General features: G+C 61.2%; 16 protein-coding genes and 1 pseudogene. 1 reads left to right on the forward strand and 16 read right to left on the reverse strand.

Annotation, left to right across the window (positions count from 1 at the left end):
* Positions 1 to 274: 274 nt before the first annotated feature.
* The 9 genes and pseudogenes from B7G66_RS14830 to rpmH all read right to left on the reverse strand — a co-directional run bounded on the left by B7G66_RS14830 (position 275) and on the right by rpmH (position 7,798).
* On the reverse strand, positions 275 to 901 hold the full coding sequence (locus B7G66_RS14830) for a hypothetical protein (RefSeq protein WP_040511600.1): 627 nt from the start codon (positions 899 to 901) through the stop codon (positions 275 to 277).
* A gap of 14 nt (positions 902 to 915) precedes the next feature.
* Positions 916 to 2,118, reverse strand: a complete 1,203-nt coding sequence (gene dapE / locus B7G66_RS14835; RefSeq protein ID WP_003618099.1) for a succinyl-diaminopimelate desuccinylase — start codon at positions 2,116 to 2,118, stop codon at positions 916 to 918.
* A 4-nt stretch (positions 2,119 to 2,122) separates the two neighbouring features.
* Positions 2,123 to 2,971: a 2,3,4,5-tetrahydropyridine-2,6-dicarboxylate N-succinyltransferase gene (gene dapD, locus B7G66_RS14840; protein WP_003618096.1), complete on the reverse strand. Its 849-nt coding sequence runs from the start codon at positions 2,969 to 2,971 to the stop codon at positions 2,123 to 2,125.
* Positions 2,972 to 3,131: 160 nt separating this feature from the next.
* On the reverse strand, positions 3,132 to 4,037 hold the full coding sequence (argB, locus tag B7G66_RS14845; protein WP_003618094.1) for an acetylglutamate kinase: 906 nt from the start codon (positions 4,035 to 4,037) through the stop codon (positions 3,132 to 3,134).
* Positions 4,038 to 4,098: 61 nt separating this feature from the next.
* Positions 4,099 to 4,776, reverse strand: coding sequence for a ribosome biogenesis GTP-binding protein YihA/YsxC (yihA, locus tag B7G66_RS14850; RefSeq protein ID WP_040510476.1), 678 nt, complete (start codon positions 4,774 to 4,776; stop codon positions 4,099 to 4,101).
* A 409-nt stretch (positions 4,777 to 5,185) separates the two neighbouring features.
* Positions 5,186 to 6,928: pseudogene (yidC, locus tag B7G66_RS14855) on the reverse strand (membrane protein insertase YidC); the annotation flags it as partial.
* Between the two features lie 21 nt (positions 6,929 to 6,949).
* Positions 6,950 to 7,195: a membrane protein insertion efficiency factor YidD gene (gene yidD, locus B7G66_RS14860; RefSeq protein ID WP_003618088.1), complete on the reverse strand. Its 246-nt coding sequence runs from the start codon at positions 7,193 to 7,195 to the stop codon at positions 6,950 to 6,952.
* A gap of 47 nt (positions 7,196 to 7,242) precedes the next feature.
* On the reverse strand, positions 7,243 to 7,593 hold the full coding sequence (rnpA, locus tag B7G66_RS14865) for a ribonuclease P protein component (RefSeq protein ID WP_003618087.1): 351 nt from the start codon (positions 7,591 to 7,593) through the stop codon (positions 7,243 to 7,245).
* A gap of 70 nt (positions 7,594 to 7,663) precedes the next feature.
* On the reverse strand, positions 7,664 to 7,798 hold the full coding sequence (gene rpmH / locus B7G66_RS14870; RefSeq protein ID WP_003618086.1) for a 50S ribosomal protein L34: 135 nt from the start codon (positions 7,796 to 7,798) through the stop codon (positions 7,664 to 7,666).
* 179 nt (positions 7,799 to 7,977) lie between these two features.
* Here rpmH and B7G66_RS14875 point away from each other — a divergent pair, with 179 nt between their 5' ends.
* Positions 7,978 to 8,208 (forward strand): hypothetical protein, encoded by a 231-nt coding sequence (locus tag B7G66_RS14875; protein ID WP_048859347.1) that lies wholly within the window; start codon positions 7,978 to 7,980, stop codon positions 8,206 to 8,208.
* A gap of 61 nt (positions 8,209 to 8,269) precedes the next feature.
* Here B7G66_RS14875 and gloA read toward each other — a convergent pair whose 3' ends face one another.
* The 7 genes from gloA to bamA all read right to left on the reverse strand — a co-directional run bounded on the left by gloA (position 8,270) and on the right by bamA (position 15,717).
* Entirely contained in the window at positions 8,270 to 8,659 is a 390-nt protein-coding gene (gloA, locus tag B7G66_RS14880) for a lactoylglutathione lyase (protein ID WP_003618084.1), read from the reverse strand.
* A gap of 102 nt (positions 8,660 to 8,761) precedes the next feature.
* Entirely contained in the window at positions 8,762 to 9,655 is an 894-nt protein-coding gene (locus tag B7G66_RS14885) for an LpxI family protein (protein WP_003618083.1), read from the reverse strand.
* Complete coding sequence (gene lpxA, locus B7G66_RS14890) at positions 9,645 to 10,586, reverse strand: acyl-ACP--UDP-N-acetylglucosamine O-acyltransferase (protein ID WP_003618081.1); 942 nt, start codon at positions 10,584 to 10,586, stop codon at positions 9,645 to 9,647. The genes B7G66_RS14885 and lpxA overlap by 11 nt, the downstream gene beginning before the upstream one ends.
* A gap of 72 nt (positions 10,587 to 10,658) precedes the next feature.
* Positions 10,659 to 11,144, reverse strand: a complete 486-nt coding sequence (gene fabZ / locus B7G66_RS14895; RefSeq protein ID WP_040510475.1) for a 3-hydroxyacyl-ACP dehydratase FabZ — start codon at positions 11,142 to 11,144, stop codon at positions 10,659 to 10,661.
* Between the two features lie 98 nt (positions 11,145 to 11,242).
* The gene (gene lpxD / locus B7G66_RS14900; RefSeq protein WP_003618078.1) at positions 11,243 to 12,322 is read right to left on the reverse strand and encodes a UDP-3-O-(3-hydroxymyristoyl)glucosamine N-acyltransferase; all 1,080 of its coding nucleotides are present in this window, start codon (positions 12,320 to 12,322) and stop codon (positions 11,243 to 11,245) included.
* Between the two features lie 16 nt (positions 12,323 to 12,338).
* Positions 12,339 to 13,214 (reverse strand): OmpH family outer membrane protein, encoded by an 876-nt coding sequence (locus B7G66_RS14905; protein ID WP_040511591.1) that lies wholly within the window; start codon positions 13,212 to 13,214, stop codon positions 12,339 to 12,341.
* 7 nt (positions 13,215 to 13,221) lie between these two features.
* The gene (gene bamA / locus B7G66_RS14910) at positions 13,222 to 15,717 is read right to left on the reverse strand and encodes an outer membrane protein assembly factor BamA (protein ID WP_003618075.1); all 2,496 of its coding nucleotides are present in this window, start codon (positions 15,715 to 15,717) and stop codon (positions 13,222 to 13,224) included.
* Between the last annotated feature and the right edge of the window lie 33 nt (positions 15,718 to 15,750).

A 15,750-nucleotide genomic window follows, 5' to 3' on the forward strand; every position in this document is an offset into this window, starting at 1 on the left:
TTCGAAGCTTTTTGGAAAAAGCTTCACCAAAAACCTTTATCATTCCAGTAGGTTATCACGCCTGACTTTTTAAACAGTCTCTGAGCCAGGAGCTGTACTTTCTGTCGCTCTGTACTGACTATTTTTCCGGCTTTGGAAGAGAACAATCGATGCGGCGCTATGGCTTACGTGACGACCAGTGGAAGCAGATAACTGACGCCACGCCGTAAGCCCCCAGAATGCATGAAAGTTTTGGGCGACGCATTTCCCCAAAGGGCGCCGCCTTATACCTTAATCAGTGTTTGGCGGTGGAGGTCGCACCGGGAAGCGCCATGAAATCATGCCAGGGCACGTAATGCGGGGGCAGCAATGCCGTGATTTCCGCCATCACCGCCAGGCTGAGCAGGACAGCGCCGAGCAGCAGCATCGCACGTCCCCCCCCCAGTCCCAGCCCGATGCGTGCGATGAACCAGGTCATCCACAGGCTGTAGGCAAACCCGACACCATTGATAATCAGGCCCCCATAAAACGTCTCCAGCAATGCCGGGGAGCCAAGCGCAATCAGCAGCGCCACCGCAAGCATGACAAACGGTGACAGCCAGTCGGTCCACCATGCAGCCGCAATATAGCGGTACCACAGCCCGCCACGTTGCCAACGTTGCGCCAGCGCATGGGTCAGGACCGCAGGCAACAGGATCATGCACAATGAAAACAGCCAGCGCGTGACACTCGTGGCGTCGGGGGCATGCAGCATCGTCAACAGCCCCCCCACCAGCCACAATGCAATACGTGGTGCAAGCGCCGTCAGGACCGCATCACGCGTATTGCCAAAATATGCGAGCCCTGCGACCCGCCCGCGTCCCAGCAGCAGCATCCCGCGCAGGATATTGCCAAACCCGGTCGGCCCGGACCTGGGGGTCATGCCGTCATCCGCCATCAGGCCATCAGCCTTTCCACAAACCTGTCATAAATCCGTGCCAGTTGCGTCAGGTCCGCGACCGGCACATGTTCGTCCACCTTGTGCATGCTGGCCCCCACCAGACCGAATTCCGCAACCGGGCAATATTGGCTGATGAACCGGGCATCAGACGTGCCGCCCCCGGTATCCAGACGGGGCATCTGACCTGTCACTGCCGTCACCGCATCACGCAGGGCATCCACCCCGGCTGTCGGCTGCGTCAGGAACGATTCGCCACTGATGCGTATCTGCACATCCGCCCCCGGCGCATGGCGCGCACACACGGTACGTATCCATCCCGACAGGTCCGCCCCCGTATGAAGGTCGTTGAAACGGATATTGAACCGCGCACACGCCGTCGCGGGAATGACGTTCGTTGCGGTATTGCCCACATCGACACTGGTGACCTGCAGGCTGGAGGACTCGAACCATTCGCTGCCGGTATCCAGCGGCGCCACGGTCAGTTCATGCAGCAGCGCCAGCAGCCGGTGAACCGGATTGTCCGCACGGTGGGGATAGGCGACATGCCCCTGTACACCCGTGACCGTAATCGTGGCGTTCAGGCTGCCACGACGCCCGATCTTGATCACCTCGCCCATCTGCTGCGGGTTCGTCGGTTCCCCCACCAGACAGAAATCGGGGATCTGTCCGTTCGCCGCCATCCATTCCAGCACACGCACGGTGCCATTGGTGGCGGGCCCTTCCTCGTCCCCCGTAATCAGCAGGCTGACTGAACCGGGTATCGTGCCACCATGCCGTGCAAGGTAGCAGCGTATGGCGGCGACAAAGGCGGCGATCCCGCCCTTCATGTCACATGCGCCACGCCCATACAGAAGGCCATCATGAATCTGCGCACCGAACGGGTCGCTGCGCCATGCCGCATCGCCCACCGGGACGACATCGGTATGCCCCGCGAAACAGACATGCGGATGCCCCGTGCCCAACCGGGCGAACAGGTTGGGGGTATATGCATCCCCTTCCCCGAACGGCAGCGACGTAACCGCAAAGCCCATATCCCGCAATACCGTAGCCAGGACATCGATCGCACACCCGTCATCAGGCGTAACCGACGGACAGCGGAGCAGTGCGCGTGCAAGCGTGACGACACCCCCGACATCCTCCTGCGCCCCATGACGATCCTGCGTCCCTTGGGTTGCCCTGCCGCTGGGTGCCCCAGTCATGCCCTCAGCCGCGCAGCAGGTCGTTGATGGATGTCTTCGAACGGGTGCGTTCATCCACCCGCTTGACGATCACGGCGCAATCAAGCGACGGCAGCGGCTTTCCATCGGCCGAAGTCGCCTGACGCGGCGGCAGGGTGCCGGGCACCACAACGGAATAGGCCGGGACACGGCCCATGAAGACCTCACCCGTCGTGCGGTCCACGATCTTGGTGGAGGCGCCAAGGAAGACACCCATCGACAGCACGCTGCCACGTTCGACCACCACGCCTTCGGCCACCTCGGAACGCGCACCGATGAAGCAGCCGTCCTCGATGATGACCGGTGCGGCCTGCAACGGTTCAAGCACGCCACCGATCCCCACGCCGCCGCTGATGTGACAGTTCTTGCCAATCTGCGCGCAACTGCCGATCGTGACCCACGTATCGACCATCGTGCCGCTGTCTACATAGGCGCCTGCGTTGACGAAGCTGGGCATCAGGACCACGCCCGGCGCGACAAAGGCCGAACGACGCACGATCGCACCCGGCACGGCGCGGAACCCGGCCTGCGTGAAGGCCCCCTCGTCCCAGCCCGCGAACTTCAGCGGCACCTTGTCGAAGGCAGGCGCACCGGCACAGCCATTGGGGGCAAGGCGATTGTCATTAAGGCGGAAAGACAGCAGGACCGCCTTCTTCAGCCATTCATTGACCACCCACCCCTCAGCACCCGGTGTCGCGACCCGCAGGCGACCGGCATCAAGTTCGGACAACGCGGCCTCGACGGGCGCGCGATCCGCCTCGCCGGAACGCGGGGACAGCGTATCGCGCCGTTCCCACAGGGCCTCGATCTGGCTCTGGAGGGTCGTATCAGTCATGAATTCCAAATCCTGTTCCGGACAACATCGCCATCGCGGTTTCATCTGGGGGCGACGGCATGAAATGAGGTGATCGCGGACCATGCGGGGGATGGACGCCCATGTCAACGCATCCCCGTCAACGCATCCCCCACACCATCAGGACGGCACGCCCGCCGCCTTATTCACCGCGTATCAGCGTCCCCAGTCCCGCTTCGGTAAACAGTTCGAGCAGGCAGGCATGCGGCACGCGACCATCAAGGATCACGGCAGCCTTTGCCCCGGCCTTCACAGCGGCAAGGCAGGTTTCGACCTTCGGGATCATTCCGCCTGAAATCATGCCGCTGGCGATACCGCGACGCGCATCTTCTGCCGTCAGTTCGGGGATGAGGTTGCCATTTTCATCAAGCACACCCGGCACATCCGTCAACATCAGCAGGCGGCTGGCATTGACCGCGCCCGCAATGGCGCCTGCGGCCGTGTCGGCGTTGATGTTATAGGTCTCCCCGTTCTCGCCACTGCCCACAGGGGCGATGACGGGTATCAGGCCGGAGCCGGACAGGGCATAGATGACACGCGGGTCGATGCGTGTGGGTTCCCCCACAAAGCCAAGATCGAGCAGGCGATCCGTCTCCACCCCGTTTTCACGCGCGCGACGTTCCAGGCGACGTGCGGAAATCAACCCGCCATCCATGCCCGAAATCCCGACCGCCAGCGCACCGGCACGGTTGATCAGGCCGGCGACCTGCTTGTTCACCTTGCCCGCCAGCACCATTTCGATCACGTCGATCATCGCGGCGTCGGTCACGCGCAGCCCGTCGATGAAGGTCGATTCAATCTGCAACCGCTTGAGCATTGCGCTGATCTGCGGACCACCGCCATGGACAATGACCGGATTGATCCCCACCTGCTTGAGCAGGGCGACATCATGACCGAACGCGTCCGACAGCGAGGTATCGACCATCGCGCTGCCGCCATATTTCACGACAAGCGTATCCCCGGCATAGCGTCGCAGGTACGGCAACGCCCGCGCCAGAACATCTGCCCGTTCGCGGGCATCCTGACTGCCCGGTCCTGTTAACGTCATCCGATCGTGCCTCAATCCATCAAACACTGTGTGGCCATGACCCTTATCACAGCCAAGCCCTTCATGCCCGCGCGGGGGGCGGGTATGCAAGCTGTGCAAGTTCCGCGCGCAGTTCCACGATGCCCTCGCCATTCGCACTGCTCGTCACAAGCACAAGCGGATAGGCTGCGGCATGGCTGGCTGCGATTTCGCGCGTCTCACGCAGCTTCGCCGCCAGTACGGGGGGCTTGGGAATGTCGCACTTGGTCAGCACGATCTGGAACGTGACCGCCGCACGATCCAGCAGCTTCATGATCTCGCGGTCACTTTCCTTGATCTCCACCCGCGAATCCAGCAGCAGCACAACACGCTTGAGGGTCGGGCGCCCGCGCAGGAACGAGAACATCATCCCCTGCCAGTCTTCCTTGACCGCCTTCGCCGCCTTGGCAAAACCATAACCGGGCATGTCCACCAGCGTCAGCCGCCCGGCAAGTTCGAAGAAATTGAGCTGCTTGGTCCGCCCCGGCTCTGACGAGGCACGGGCCAGTGTCCGCCGCCCCGTCAGGGCATTGACCAGACTGGACTTTCCAACATTGGAACGCCCGGCAAACGCGATTTCCGGCAATAGCGGGTCGGGCAGTTGCCCAAGCTTTTGCGCACCAAACACGAACTGGCATTCGCCTGCGAACAGCAGACGCCCGGCCTCGCGGGCGCGCTCGATTTCCTCTGGGGTGGGGGTCTTGGGGGTGAAATCAACCATTGCCGCCTGTATCGCCCCCGCTTTTGTCATTCCCACCGGATGCATTCGGCGAAGGATTACGCCGGGCAGCCTTCTGCTCGTCGCGGCGCTTCTTGCTGTTATGGTTTTTGTTTCCGCGCCGGCCCTTGGCCCTGCCAGCCGTGTCTTCCCCCTGGCCCGGCACGTCGGCGTCATCGTGCGGCGTGTCCTGCCCCGGTCCCTTTGTGGGCGCATCGGCACCTGCATCGGACGTATTCGGGACCTCCCGGATCACGGTGCCCTCGATCTGCTGGCCCTTGCCACCGGACTGGCTCTTGGCGGTCGCGGTCTTCGCATTACCGGCTTTGGCCGGGCTGGCCTTGCCCGCACTGTCCACCGCCTTGGCCTGACGCTCAAGGATCGACTGCAGAAGCTTTGCGAACAGCGAAGGCTTCTCCTTCTCCGGCCGGATCACCACAGGGGCCTTGGCCTCTGCATTCACACGACGCTGGATCACGGCCTGCTGCGCCATCGTCAGCAGGTTGTTCCAGCAGTAATAGATCACAAGTCCCGACGGCTGCCGCGCCATAAAGAAGGTGAACAGGATCGGCATCAGTTGGAACATCTTCTGCTGCGCCGGATCAGCCGCGGGTGCGGGATTGATCTTCTGTTGCGCGAACATGGTCAGGCCAAAGGCAATCGGCCACAGCCCAAGCTGGAAGAAGGTGGATATATGCGTCGGATCCCATGGGATCAGCCCGAACAGGGTGAAGATATTGGTCGGGTCCGCCGCCGAAAGGTCATGGATCCAGCCAAAGAACGGGGCATGCCGCATCTCGATCGTGACAAACAGCACCTTGTACAGGCACCAGAACACCGGGATCTGCAACAGCATCGGCAGGCAGCCGCTGGCGGGATTGACCTTTTCTTCCTTATACAGCGCAATCATATGCTGATTAAGCGCCATCTGATCGTCTTTATACCGCTCCCGCAGGGCTTTGATCTTGGGCTGGAGCTGGCGCATCTTGCCCATCGACCGGAACTGCTTGGTCGCCAGCGGGAAGAACAGTCCCTTGACCACCAGCGTAAAGGCCATCAGCGCAAGGCCGAAATTGCCCAGCAGCGTATTCAACCAGTCCAGCACGGTGAAGATCGGATGCGTCAGGAACGCGAACCAGCCAAAATCCACGGCCTTCCAGAAGGACGGAATATGCAGGCTGGCTTCATACTTCTCCAGCAGCGGCACTTCCTTGGCACCGGCAAAGACATGGGTTTCGGTCACACCATCGCCACCCGGCGCAATGACTTCGGGCGTCCGGGCGGTAAAGCCGACCTGATAGACACCTTCATGCCCGGCTTCCGGCACATAGCCATAGCTGCCGGTCACTAACGAATCCTGCTGCGGAATGACGGCGGTCAGCCAGTATTTGTCGGTAATCCCGCTCCAGCCGCCTGTACCCGGCTTGTTCCACGACGTATTGCCCGGCGGTATCGTGCCATTACGCACCGATTTATAGGAGCTTTCGTCCAGACGTCCGTCAATGACGGAAATCGGGCCTTCATGCACCAGGTATCCGCCGGTCTCCACCGGGGTATAGGCACGATCAACACGCGAATAGGGATATAGCGACACAGGCCCTGCCGCCTGATTGTGGACCTTCTGCGTGACGGAGAACATGTAGTTCTGGTCAATCGCGACCACGAGTTCGAACACCTGTCCCTGCCCATTGTCCCAGCGCAGGGTAACAGGCTGGTCCTGCGTCAGGCTGGCCTGATCCGCGCTCCATACCGTGGTGGCGTCGGGCACGCGCACCTGCCCACCTGCGATATTGAGCCAGCCGACCTCCACAAGGTTCGACTGCGGGTCCTGCCGGGGATCAAGGATACGCACCAGCGGGCTGCCGGGTTTGACGGTCTCGTGATAATCCTTGAGCACGAGGTCATCCAGGCGCGCGCCCCGCAGGTTGATCGACCCACCGACACGACCGGTATTGATCGCAAGGCGCGGATCATCTTTTGCATCCGTCGCGCCATTGCCCGCATCCGCCCCCGGCGCCGCGGCAGGTGTATCCTGCCCGGCACCAAGTGCAGGCTGCGTGGCCGCCTTATGATCCGGGTGCGGCACCAGATACTGGAAACCGAGCAGAACCATGGCAGACATCGCCACTGCAACCATTAAACGCTTGATATCCATCAGCGACCAGCCAGACTCTCGTTATTCAGGTTTATGGATGCAGCAGCAGGAGCGACCATCATGGTGCGTGGTGGGCACCGGGTCATATCCCCCCGCATTCCAGGGATTGCAGCGCATGATACGCCACAGCGACATGAGACCACCACGCCACGCACCATGGCGTGCAAGGGCATCACGGGCATAATGGCTGCATGATGGGGTAAAGCGGCAGTTCGCGCCGATCACGGGCCGGATCACCAGTTGGTAGGCACGGATCATCGCGCGCATTACCGTCACGACCGGCCCCCGTGAAACCGGGACGGGGGAAGGAATGTTCACGCGTCCCCCACGACCCCGGCTTTCTTCAATGCCTTGCGATAATCAGCCAGCAGCGAGGAAAATTTACGATTGATTGTGGCGCTACGGCCAATAACCACAAGATCCACGCCACAAAGCGGCAGTTCCCGCCCGACCTGGCGGACAACCTCGCGCAGGCGCCTGCGCACACGACTGCGGACCACCGAATTCCCGACCTTTTTCGTCACGGTGAACCCATGACGGGCCGAATCGGCATCATCGCGATGCAACGCCTGCAAAACCATGCCAGACACCGGGGCCTTGCGGCCTTTTGCCGCGACCTTCAGGAATTCAGCACGTTTCTTGAGACGGATCGACCGGTCGGCCACGTTCAGCAGCCCCTGTTAATGCAAAGTGTCATTCCGGGACAAAGTGTCCCGGAACGTAAGACCAGGGCAATTAAGCGGAAAGACGCTTACGGCCCTTGGTGCGACGGTTCGCAATCACCTTGCGGCCACCGACGGTTTCCATGCGGGAACGAAAGCCGTGACGGCGCTTGCGGACCAGCTTCGAGGGTTGATACGTGCGCTTCACGACAGCACTCCCAGATTGACTGTAACAGGTTACGGATGAATATCGGGGCGCAGGCAATTTTCCTGCACATCCCCAAGGCGGGCCTTATACTGCCCGTTATTCCCAGCGTCAATGCGCAACCCGCGTTACATGCCGCGCATGAGACACCCCAACCACCGCCCCAGAATTACGGAGCCCCCATGCCCCATACTCCCGCCCCTTCTCCCGACGTTACGGACGTGGCCGGCATATGCACGCACCTGCATGACATCAGGGGCATCCTGTCGCCTGCCCTGATCAAGGCTGACCTGCTGTCGGCCCATCCCGACGCACAGGTGCGCGCGGGCGCTGAGGTCATCATACAGGCGATAGAAGCCACGGTCGGCAGGCTCGACCTCATGCGGCGCACCTGCCTGCCCGCCCGGGAATGACCGATGGCACGGGCTGATGACAAAAAGGCCGAAGGGATGCACATCCCCCCCGGGTGAAGGATCAAGGGCGCTGGATCAGCTCGATCTTATAGCCATCAGGGTCTTCGACAAAGGCGATGACGGTGGTGCCGAATTTCACCGGCCCCGCCTCACGCGTGACCTTGCCACCACCTGCGCGGACTTTTTCAACCATGGCGGCGACATCCGCCACACCCACGGCGAAATGGCCGAATCCGGTACCGACGTCATATCCATCGTCCTGACCCCAGTTATAGGTCAGTTCGATTTCCGCCTGCCCTGCCGCATTGTCAGCATACCCGATGAAAACAAGCGTGTATTTCCCTTCGGGCACCTCACGCCGACGCAATTCACGCATCCCAAGCAACCCGTAGAAATCAAGGCTGGCCTCCAGATTACGGACGCGAACCATTGTATGCAGGTAACTGCCCATGATGTTTGCACTCCTTATTTTATCGACCGCTAACAAACCGCACCCAACAACATACTGAAATTATAAAAGTTCTTATCAGGATGTCATGTTCAGGGCGGTCTTTTACAAAACGGATTCCATCGTCCCCTCGGCCGTAATCCCGACAAGGAAAAGACCAGCCGCATCCGCCCGCGTCACACATTCAAGCGGGTCCGTCAGCAGTGTGGCCCCGGCCTCGAACGCGATGCCACGCAATCCCGCACCTGCCGCGCGGCGCACCGTTTCGGGGCCGATGGTGGGCAGGTCGGCACGCCGTTCCTGTCCTGGTTTGACCATCTTGATCAACACCCCGCCGGGACGACCATCCTGATGGTATCGTCCGACACGTTCAAGCATCTCGTCCGTACCCTCGATCGCCTCGACCGCAAGGACAAGCCCGTCCTGCACCACACAGCCCTGTCCAATATCCAGCGCGCCCATGGCCTGCACCACGCGCCGCCCACGCCCGATATCGGACATTGCGACGTGATCGGGGCGCACCATCCCCATCACGCCACGCCGCCCGATGGATGCATGCAGATATTCATGCGCGCCCCGGATAACGAATCCTTCCTCCCCCAGCACCCGGACAATCGCGCCAAGCAACCCGTCATCACCAGAAAACAGGGCACGACCGATCCGCGCCAGTATCCGTGCGCCCACCGCATCAGGACGCAATGTCGCAAAGGAAGGACGCCGCACCGGCCCGATCAGGACCAGTTCACGACATCCATGCAGACGCAGGGTGGAAAGGATTTCGCCCGCCGCGGCAAGCCGGATGAACCGGTGCGGCCATGGGGCGATGACATCGGGGTCGGCAAACCCCTCGAACCCGATGATAAAGACGCTGCCGCCCGCCGCAACAACAGAACGCGCAACCTGCGCCGGCAGTGGGCCGCCCCCGGCAAGGATGCCGACACAGGCGGGGGAAGACGCAGAAGCAGACGTAACCTGATCCATCAGGGGATCAGGCGCCATCGGTCTCGATCATTTCGCCCGGACTTCTTTGCACGCGCACCAGTCCGCGATGGCTGGGGGCCGCAATGAAATCCAGAATTTCGGACACGCGGGCATCATCGCCATACTGTCCACGCACCTGTTCCAGACGCGTCTGGAACACAGCGCCACTGGCATGTGCGGCCTTGGGATACAGCGCGCGGAAGGCCTGGCGCATGCGCCGGATATCATCAGGGGCGACACCATTACGCCGCAGCCATATCCAGTGAAGCCCCACAAGCCGCGCCCGGTTGCCCAGCACGCTGCCATACGGAATGACGTCCGCCTCCACCCCGCACACACCACCGACAAGGGCGGCGTGCCCGATACGCACGAACTGATGCAGGGCGGCCGACCCCATGATGCGGGCATTGTCGCCAATGACGACATGCCCCCCCATCACCACGTTATTGACGATAATGACACCCCGTCCCAACGTGCAGTCATGCGCCACGTGGGAGTTCGCCATGATAAGGCACCCTCCCCCGATGGTGGTGACACCCACACCCGTGGCCGTCCCCCGGTGAATGGTGACATTTTCACGGATGATCGTGCCCGCCCCCACGACACAGCGTGTGGGTTCACCGCGATATTTCAGGTCCTGCGGTTCCATTCCCACCGTGGTGAAGGGATAGCAGACGACATTCGCGCCGATATGCGTATGGCCGTCAATCACCACATGGGAAATCAGCCGGGCACCGTCATCAATCACCACATCGGGACCGACCGTGCACCATGGGCCAATTGACACGCCGCGACCAATTCGGGCGCCAGCGGCAACGATGGATGAGGGATGGATAACAGCAGCCCCCAGAGGTTCCACATCCGTTGTCGTGCCGGTAGATGCGCTGTGTGCCAGAACAGCCTCCATTTCGACGGCTTTCCGGCGCTCAGCCACCGGAAAAAAAGCCATGATCCAGATACCGGTTCCCGGTTACGGTGCCTGCCGTTACGGGCCGATCGTTTTCCGTTCGCCGGGCCTGGCCTAGCCCATGATCATCGCGCTGAACGTCGCCTCGGCCACCGAGACACCGTCTACGCGCGCAATCCCCTTGAATTTCCAGACATTCGCGCGGCTGCGCTCTTTTTCAACGGAAATCCGCAACTGATCGCCAGGGCCAACGGGGCGACGGAATTTCGCGCCGTCTATGGTCATGAAATAGACCAGCTTCCCCTCAAACGCCTCACCCAGCGTCAGCACGACAAGCGTCGCCGCCGTCTGCGCCATCGCCTCGATGATGAGGACGCCCGGCATGACCGGCCGCGCAGGGAAATGCCCCTGGAAATGCGGTTCGTTCACGGACACGTTCTTGATGCCGACCGCCGACTGACCGCGGACGATATCAACCATCCTGTCAATCAGCAGGAAAGGATAACGATGGGGAATCGCCTCCATGATGCGCATGATGTCGATTGCCTCGACACTCTGCGGCGCCTGCTCTGTCGGTAATGCCTCTACTTCTTTATCCACGTCGTCCAACCATCTCTGCGGTACGGGAACGCCTGCGATCTGACTGGACAGGCCGCCCCATGCCGGTTGAATGTTTTTACAGCCTTCGGCACCGTCGCCTAGCCGGCCTTGTCGCTGCCCCCATCCTGCGTCGGTTTTTTCGCCAGACGACGCAGGAATGCCACGTTTCGGAAAAACTCCCTGAACGGCATCGCCGGGCTTCCGATGACATCGGCCCCGGCCTCGACATCGGACATGACGCCACATTGTGCGCCGATCCGTGCCTTCGTGCCAATCTTGATATGCCCGATCAGCCCGGCCTGCGCCGCGACCGTGACAAAATCGCCAAGTTCCGTCGAACCCGAAATACCGGCCTGGGACACAACGATACAGCACCGTCCCAGACGCGCATTATGGCCGATCTGCACCAGATTGTCGAGGCGCGACCCCGCCCCGATCAGGGTATCGCGAATCGACCCACGGTCGATGGTGGAGTTCGCACCGACCTCAACCCCGTCCTCAAGGATCACCCGCCCAAGCTGGGGCACGGTCTCAAACCCGTCAGGACCGGTGGCAAAGCCGAAGCCTTCCTGACCGATGCGGACACCCGGCAGCAATGTGACACGTTCCCCAAGCAGCGCATGCGACAGGCAGACATGGCTGCCGATGCGGCTGCGTGCGCCGATTTCCACGCCATCGCCAACCATGACATGCGTGCCAAGCGTTACACCCGCGCCAATACGTGCGCGCGCACCGATGACTGAAAATGCCCCGATCGACGCTGATGGATCGACCTGCGCGCCCTCGCCGATGACCGCGGTGGGATGAATCCCCGGATCAACCGGTGGCGCGGGATAGAAACGCGAGGCCACACGCGCCCATGCAAGATAGGGCGTACGCGACACCAGCGCCACGGCATGGGACGGCACCTTGTCAACAAAAGCAGGCGCCACGATCACCGCACCCGCGCCCGTCTGCTCCAGCAGGGGGAGATAGCGCCGGTTGTCCAGAAAGCTGACCTGCGTCGGCCCTGCCGACTGCAGGGGGGCTATGCCGGTGAAGTGTGGTGCGTCGGCAATCGCTGCCCCCGCCCCCTGAAGCTCAGCACCGGCGCAGCGCGCAAGTTCCGTGGCGTCAAACGGGCCATCCGATACAAAAAACCGCGTATCGCCCGGCCCGCTTTCCTCCCGCACGTACATGGACCCGACCAAGCCCTTAGTGCTTCGCCTTGGGTGCGACGGCGGTTGCCGCTGCTGCCGGGGCGGATGCACCACCCTGTTCCGCATCGGCGGTTGTCGGCATCGTGCCCGATTTCGCCAGCACTTCAGGATCGACATTCGCCGCCGGGATAAAGACGCTAGGCAGGATCGAGTTCAGCTGCGTCGCGACCTGCTGGGTGATGTCAAGGTTATCCTGACTCAACGCCACCTGTTCACGGTGCAGGACAAGGTTCATGCTGCGGCTGGCGGCAACCTGGCGGATGATCTGCACCAATTCGCGTTCAATCTGCCCAAGGGAGACCTGGGCGGCTTCCTGGATGATCCGGTTGCGGTTGCGGAAGTTCTTCTGCGCCGCGATCACGCGCTCCTGCAACTTGCGTTCGCTTGCCTGGATCTGGTCGGATGACATGGTCCGCGCCTGACCCTGCAGCTTCTGCTGCTCATCACGCCACGACGCCTGTTCCTTTTGCGCATCGCGGGCAAGTTCGTCACGCCGCGCGCCCAATACGCGTTCCGCCTGCTGCGCCGCAGTGGACAGGCGCATCACGTCAGGCACGCTGATGACACCGATGATCGGTGCGGGCGGCGGCGCCCCCTTGGGCAGGTCCGGCGAATTGGGGATCTGCGGCAACGGCAGGACCGGCGGCGTCTGGGACTGGGCTTCCTCGCTATCGGCCGGGGGGGCCGGCAGGGGGACGGGCTGCGGCGCGGGCTGGGCCGCATGCGCTGCGGCATGCTCCGGCTGCTGCTGGGATGCCTTGGGGACGAACCAGCCGGAATTGTTCTGCGCATGGGCAACAGATCCGACCAGGCTGCCACATCCCAGTGCGACAGCCGCGGCAAATAAACGAACGCCGGAATTACGCAACATTATCACCTCAGAATTGTTGGCCGAAGCCAAAGCGGAGCAACTGTGTTCGGTCATGCTTCTGCTTGATGATCGGCACACCAAGATCAATGTTAATCAGACCAAACGGACTTTTCCATGAAAAGCCCACGCCGGTACTGACGCGCGGCGTCAATGTATCGCCATATACCGGGGTATATTTGTAACCATCGCTGGGCGAGGTATAGCGTTCGCGCACGCGCAGGCCATCAAGCCCACCGGCATCGACGAAATACCGTCCCTTGATCCCCATATCCGCCGCAAATGGCATGGGGAAATGGATCGTGGCCGAAGCGGTGTACATGAAACGCCCGCCAAGGAAATCTTCTTGCGAATGCATCGGGTATTTCACACCGTCGATGGTCCGCGCCGAAATCCCCATCGAACGCGGCCCCGCACCACCGTCAAGGAAGCCGCGCAGCGTGTTACCACCAAGATAGAAGTTATCGATGATATCACTGCGTCCGCCACCCCAGTTGGCGATGTCGCCCGCGCCAGCGCGCAGGTCCACCGTCCAGTCATGGTTCCCCATCAGGCTGTCGAGGGGAATATAATAGGCGGCGTCGATCTTGCCACGGACATAGCGTTCATTACCGCCAATACCCGCGAAATCGCCACCGACACGGATGACATAACCGCTATGGGGCTGCGAACGGCGGTCACGGGTGTCATAGGTCAGCGTGGTGCTCAACTGTGACAGGAGCGACCAGCCGGACTGATCCAGCACGTACCAAGACGAATCCGACCATGTATCGCCAACATTTCGATCGGTAAGCGTATAGCTCCACGACTGCGACAGGTGGTTATTATAGGAATACCCCATACGCAGCGTCATGCCGTACCGGCCTTCGGAGTAGTTCTGGTACGTCATGTAACGGTTCTGGATACCGAAGATGTCGATCCCGGCCACCAGGTTGCGATTGAGGAAATACGGGTCCGTCACAGAAATGTCGGCCTGATCTTCGTAATAGGCCGCCGTGCCGGAGAAACCGGCGTCGATACCTGTGCCAAGCAGGTTATGCTGCTTCAGGCCGAGATTACCCAGCACGCCCGCATCCGACGAATACCCGCCACCGAGCGAGAATTCGCCCGTCGGCTTTTCCACCACATCGGCCGAGATATTGACCTTGTCAGGTGAAGACCCGGGCGTCTGGTCGATCGACACGGTCTTGAAGAAGCCAAGATCCTCCAGCACCGCCTTGGAATATTTGCGGTCCATGGGGGTGTACGGATCGCCTTCGGACATCGGCAGCTGGCGGCGGATAACCTTGTCCTGCGTGATGGTGTTGCCGTTGATGTCGATGCGCTCGACATACATACGTGGCCCCTCGCTCACATCGAACAGCAGGTTGACCGTGCGTTTTTCCGGGTTACGCGCAATTTCGGGATGCACCATCGCAAAGGGATATCCCTTCGCCTGCAGGATTTCCTGCATGGATGTCGCATTATGCTGGATGGCGCTGCCGTCATACCACTGGTTGTGGAACAGGGAGATGTATTTATGCAGGGACTCCGCACTGACATGACGCAGGGAAGAGCGGATATCCATCTTGTTCAGGCGGTAACGCGGCCCTTCTTCCATCGTATAGGTGATATAGAACGCCTTGTGATCGGGGGAGAGTTCGCCCGTCGCGTTCTTGATCTGAAAATCGACAAACCCGTTTTTCAGATAAAACCGGTGCAGCAGTTCCGCGTCATACTTGATACGTTCGGGATTATACTGGTCACTTGATGAGAAAAAGCGATACCACGCCGTTTCCTTCGACGACACGACACCGGCAAGGCGCGTGCTGCTGAAGGTACGGTTCCCCACGAACGTCACCTTGCGGATAAGTGTCTTCTGCGCCTCGTTGATGCGAAAGATCACATCGACGCGGTTATGTGCAAGGCGGATGACCTGTGGCGTGACGGTCGCGGCATAGCGCGCCTTTTCCGCATAGACACCAAGGATCTTCTGCCGGTCGGCAGCGATCGTCTTGGTGGAAAACACCGCGCGCGGCCGCAGGGAGATGACCTTCGTCAGGTCTTCGTCCTTGGCGCTGTGGTTGCCTTCGAAAATGATGCGGTTGACGATCGGGTTTTCGACGACATGCACCACCAGCATGTTGCCCGAACGCTGCATGGTCACGTCCTTGAACAGGCCGGTGGCATAAAGCGTCTTGAGCGAACGGTCGAGCAGATCCTGATCAAACCGGTCGCCGGGCTGCACCACCATATAGGACAGGATGGTGTTCGTTTCGATCCGGTCATTGCCCTTGATGTCCACGGCCTCGATCGGATCGGCCAGGGGCGGCGGCTTGATGGCCTCCACCTGCGGCTGTTCCGGGGTCATGCCCGGCGTCGGGGCCATGCCACCTGGCGGGGGGGCATCGGACGGCGCACCGCCTTCCTGTCCAGCGTCCTGCGCGTGGGCGCCTGCCGTCCAGAACAGCGGCACAACACAAACGGATGCAAGCAGCGCTGAACGTTTACTCGACAAAATCGGCATTCCTCACCATTCGGTAGGCGGATTGACCACACT

The organism is Novacetimonas hansenii JCM 7643, from assembly GCF_000964405.1.
GTDB classification, from domain to species: Bacteria; Pseudomonadota; Alphaproteobacteria; order Acetobacterales; family Acetobacteraceae; genus Novacetimonas; species Novacetimonas hansenii.

Coding starts and splice junctions, on each gene's coding strand:
- B7G66_RS14830 (WP_040511600.1), bottom strand. CDS start 901: ATGACCCCCAGGTCCGGGCCGACCGGGTTTGGCAATATCCTGCGCGGG.
- dapE (WP_003618099.1), bottom strand. CDS start 2,118: ATGACTGGGGCACCCAGCGGCAGGGCAACCCAAGGGACGCAGGATCGT.
- dapD (WP_003618096.1), bottom strand. CDS start 2,971: ATGACTGATACGACCCTCCAGAGCCAGATCGAGGCCCTGTGGGAACGG.
- argB (WP_003618094.1), bottom strand. CDS start 4,037: ATGACGTTAACAGGACCGGGCAGTCAGGATGCCCGCGAACGGGCAGAT.
- yihA (WP_040510476.1), bottom strand. CDS start 4,776: ATGGTTGATTTCACCCCCAAGACCCCCACCCCAGAGGAAATCGAGCGC.
- yidD (WP_003618088.1), bottom strand. CDS start 7,195: ATGCGCGCGATGATCCGTGCCTACCAACTGGTGATCCGGCCCGTGATC.
- B7G66_RS14875 (WP_048859347.1), top strand. CDS start 7,978: ATGCCCCATACTCCCGCCCCTTCTCCCGACGTTACGGACGTGGCCGGC.
- gloA (WP_003618084.1), bottom strand. CDS start 8,659: ATGGGCAGTTACCTGCATACAATGGTTCGCGTCCGTAATCTGGAGGCC.
- B7G66_RS14885 (WP_003618083.1), bottom strand. CDS start 9,655: ATGGCGCCTGATCCCCTGATGGATCAGGTTACGTCTGCTTCTGCGTCT.
- lpxA (WP_003618081.1), bottom strand. CDS start 10,586: ATGGCTTTTTTTCCGGTGGCTGAGCGCCGGAAAGCCGTCGAAATGGAG.
- lpxD (WP_003618078.1), bottom strand. CDS start 12,322: ATGTACGTGCGGGAGGAAAGCGGGCCGGGCGATACGCGGTTTTTTGTA.
- B7G66_RS14905 (WP_040511591.1), bottom strand. CDS start 13,214: ATGTTGCGTAATTCCGGCGTTCGTTTATTTGCCGCGGCTGTCGCACTG.
- bamA (WP_003618075.1), bottom strand. CDS start 15,717: ATGCCGATTTTGTCGAGTAAACGTTCAGCGCTGCTTGCATCCGTTTGT.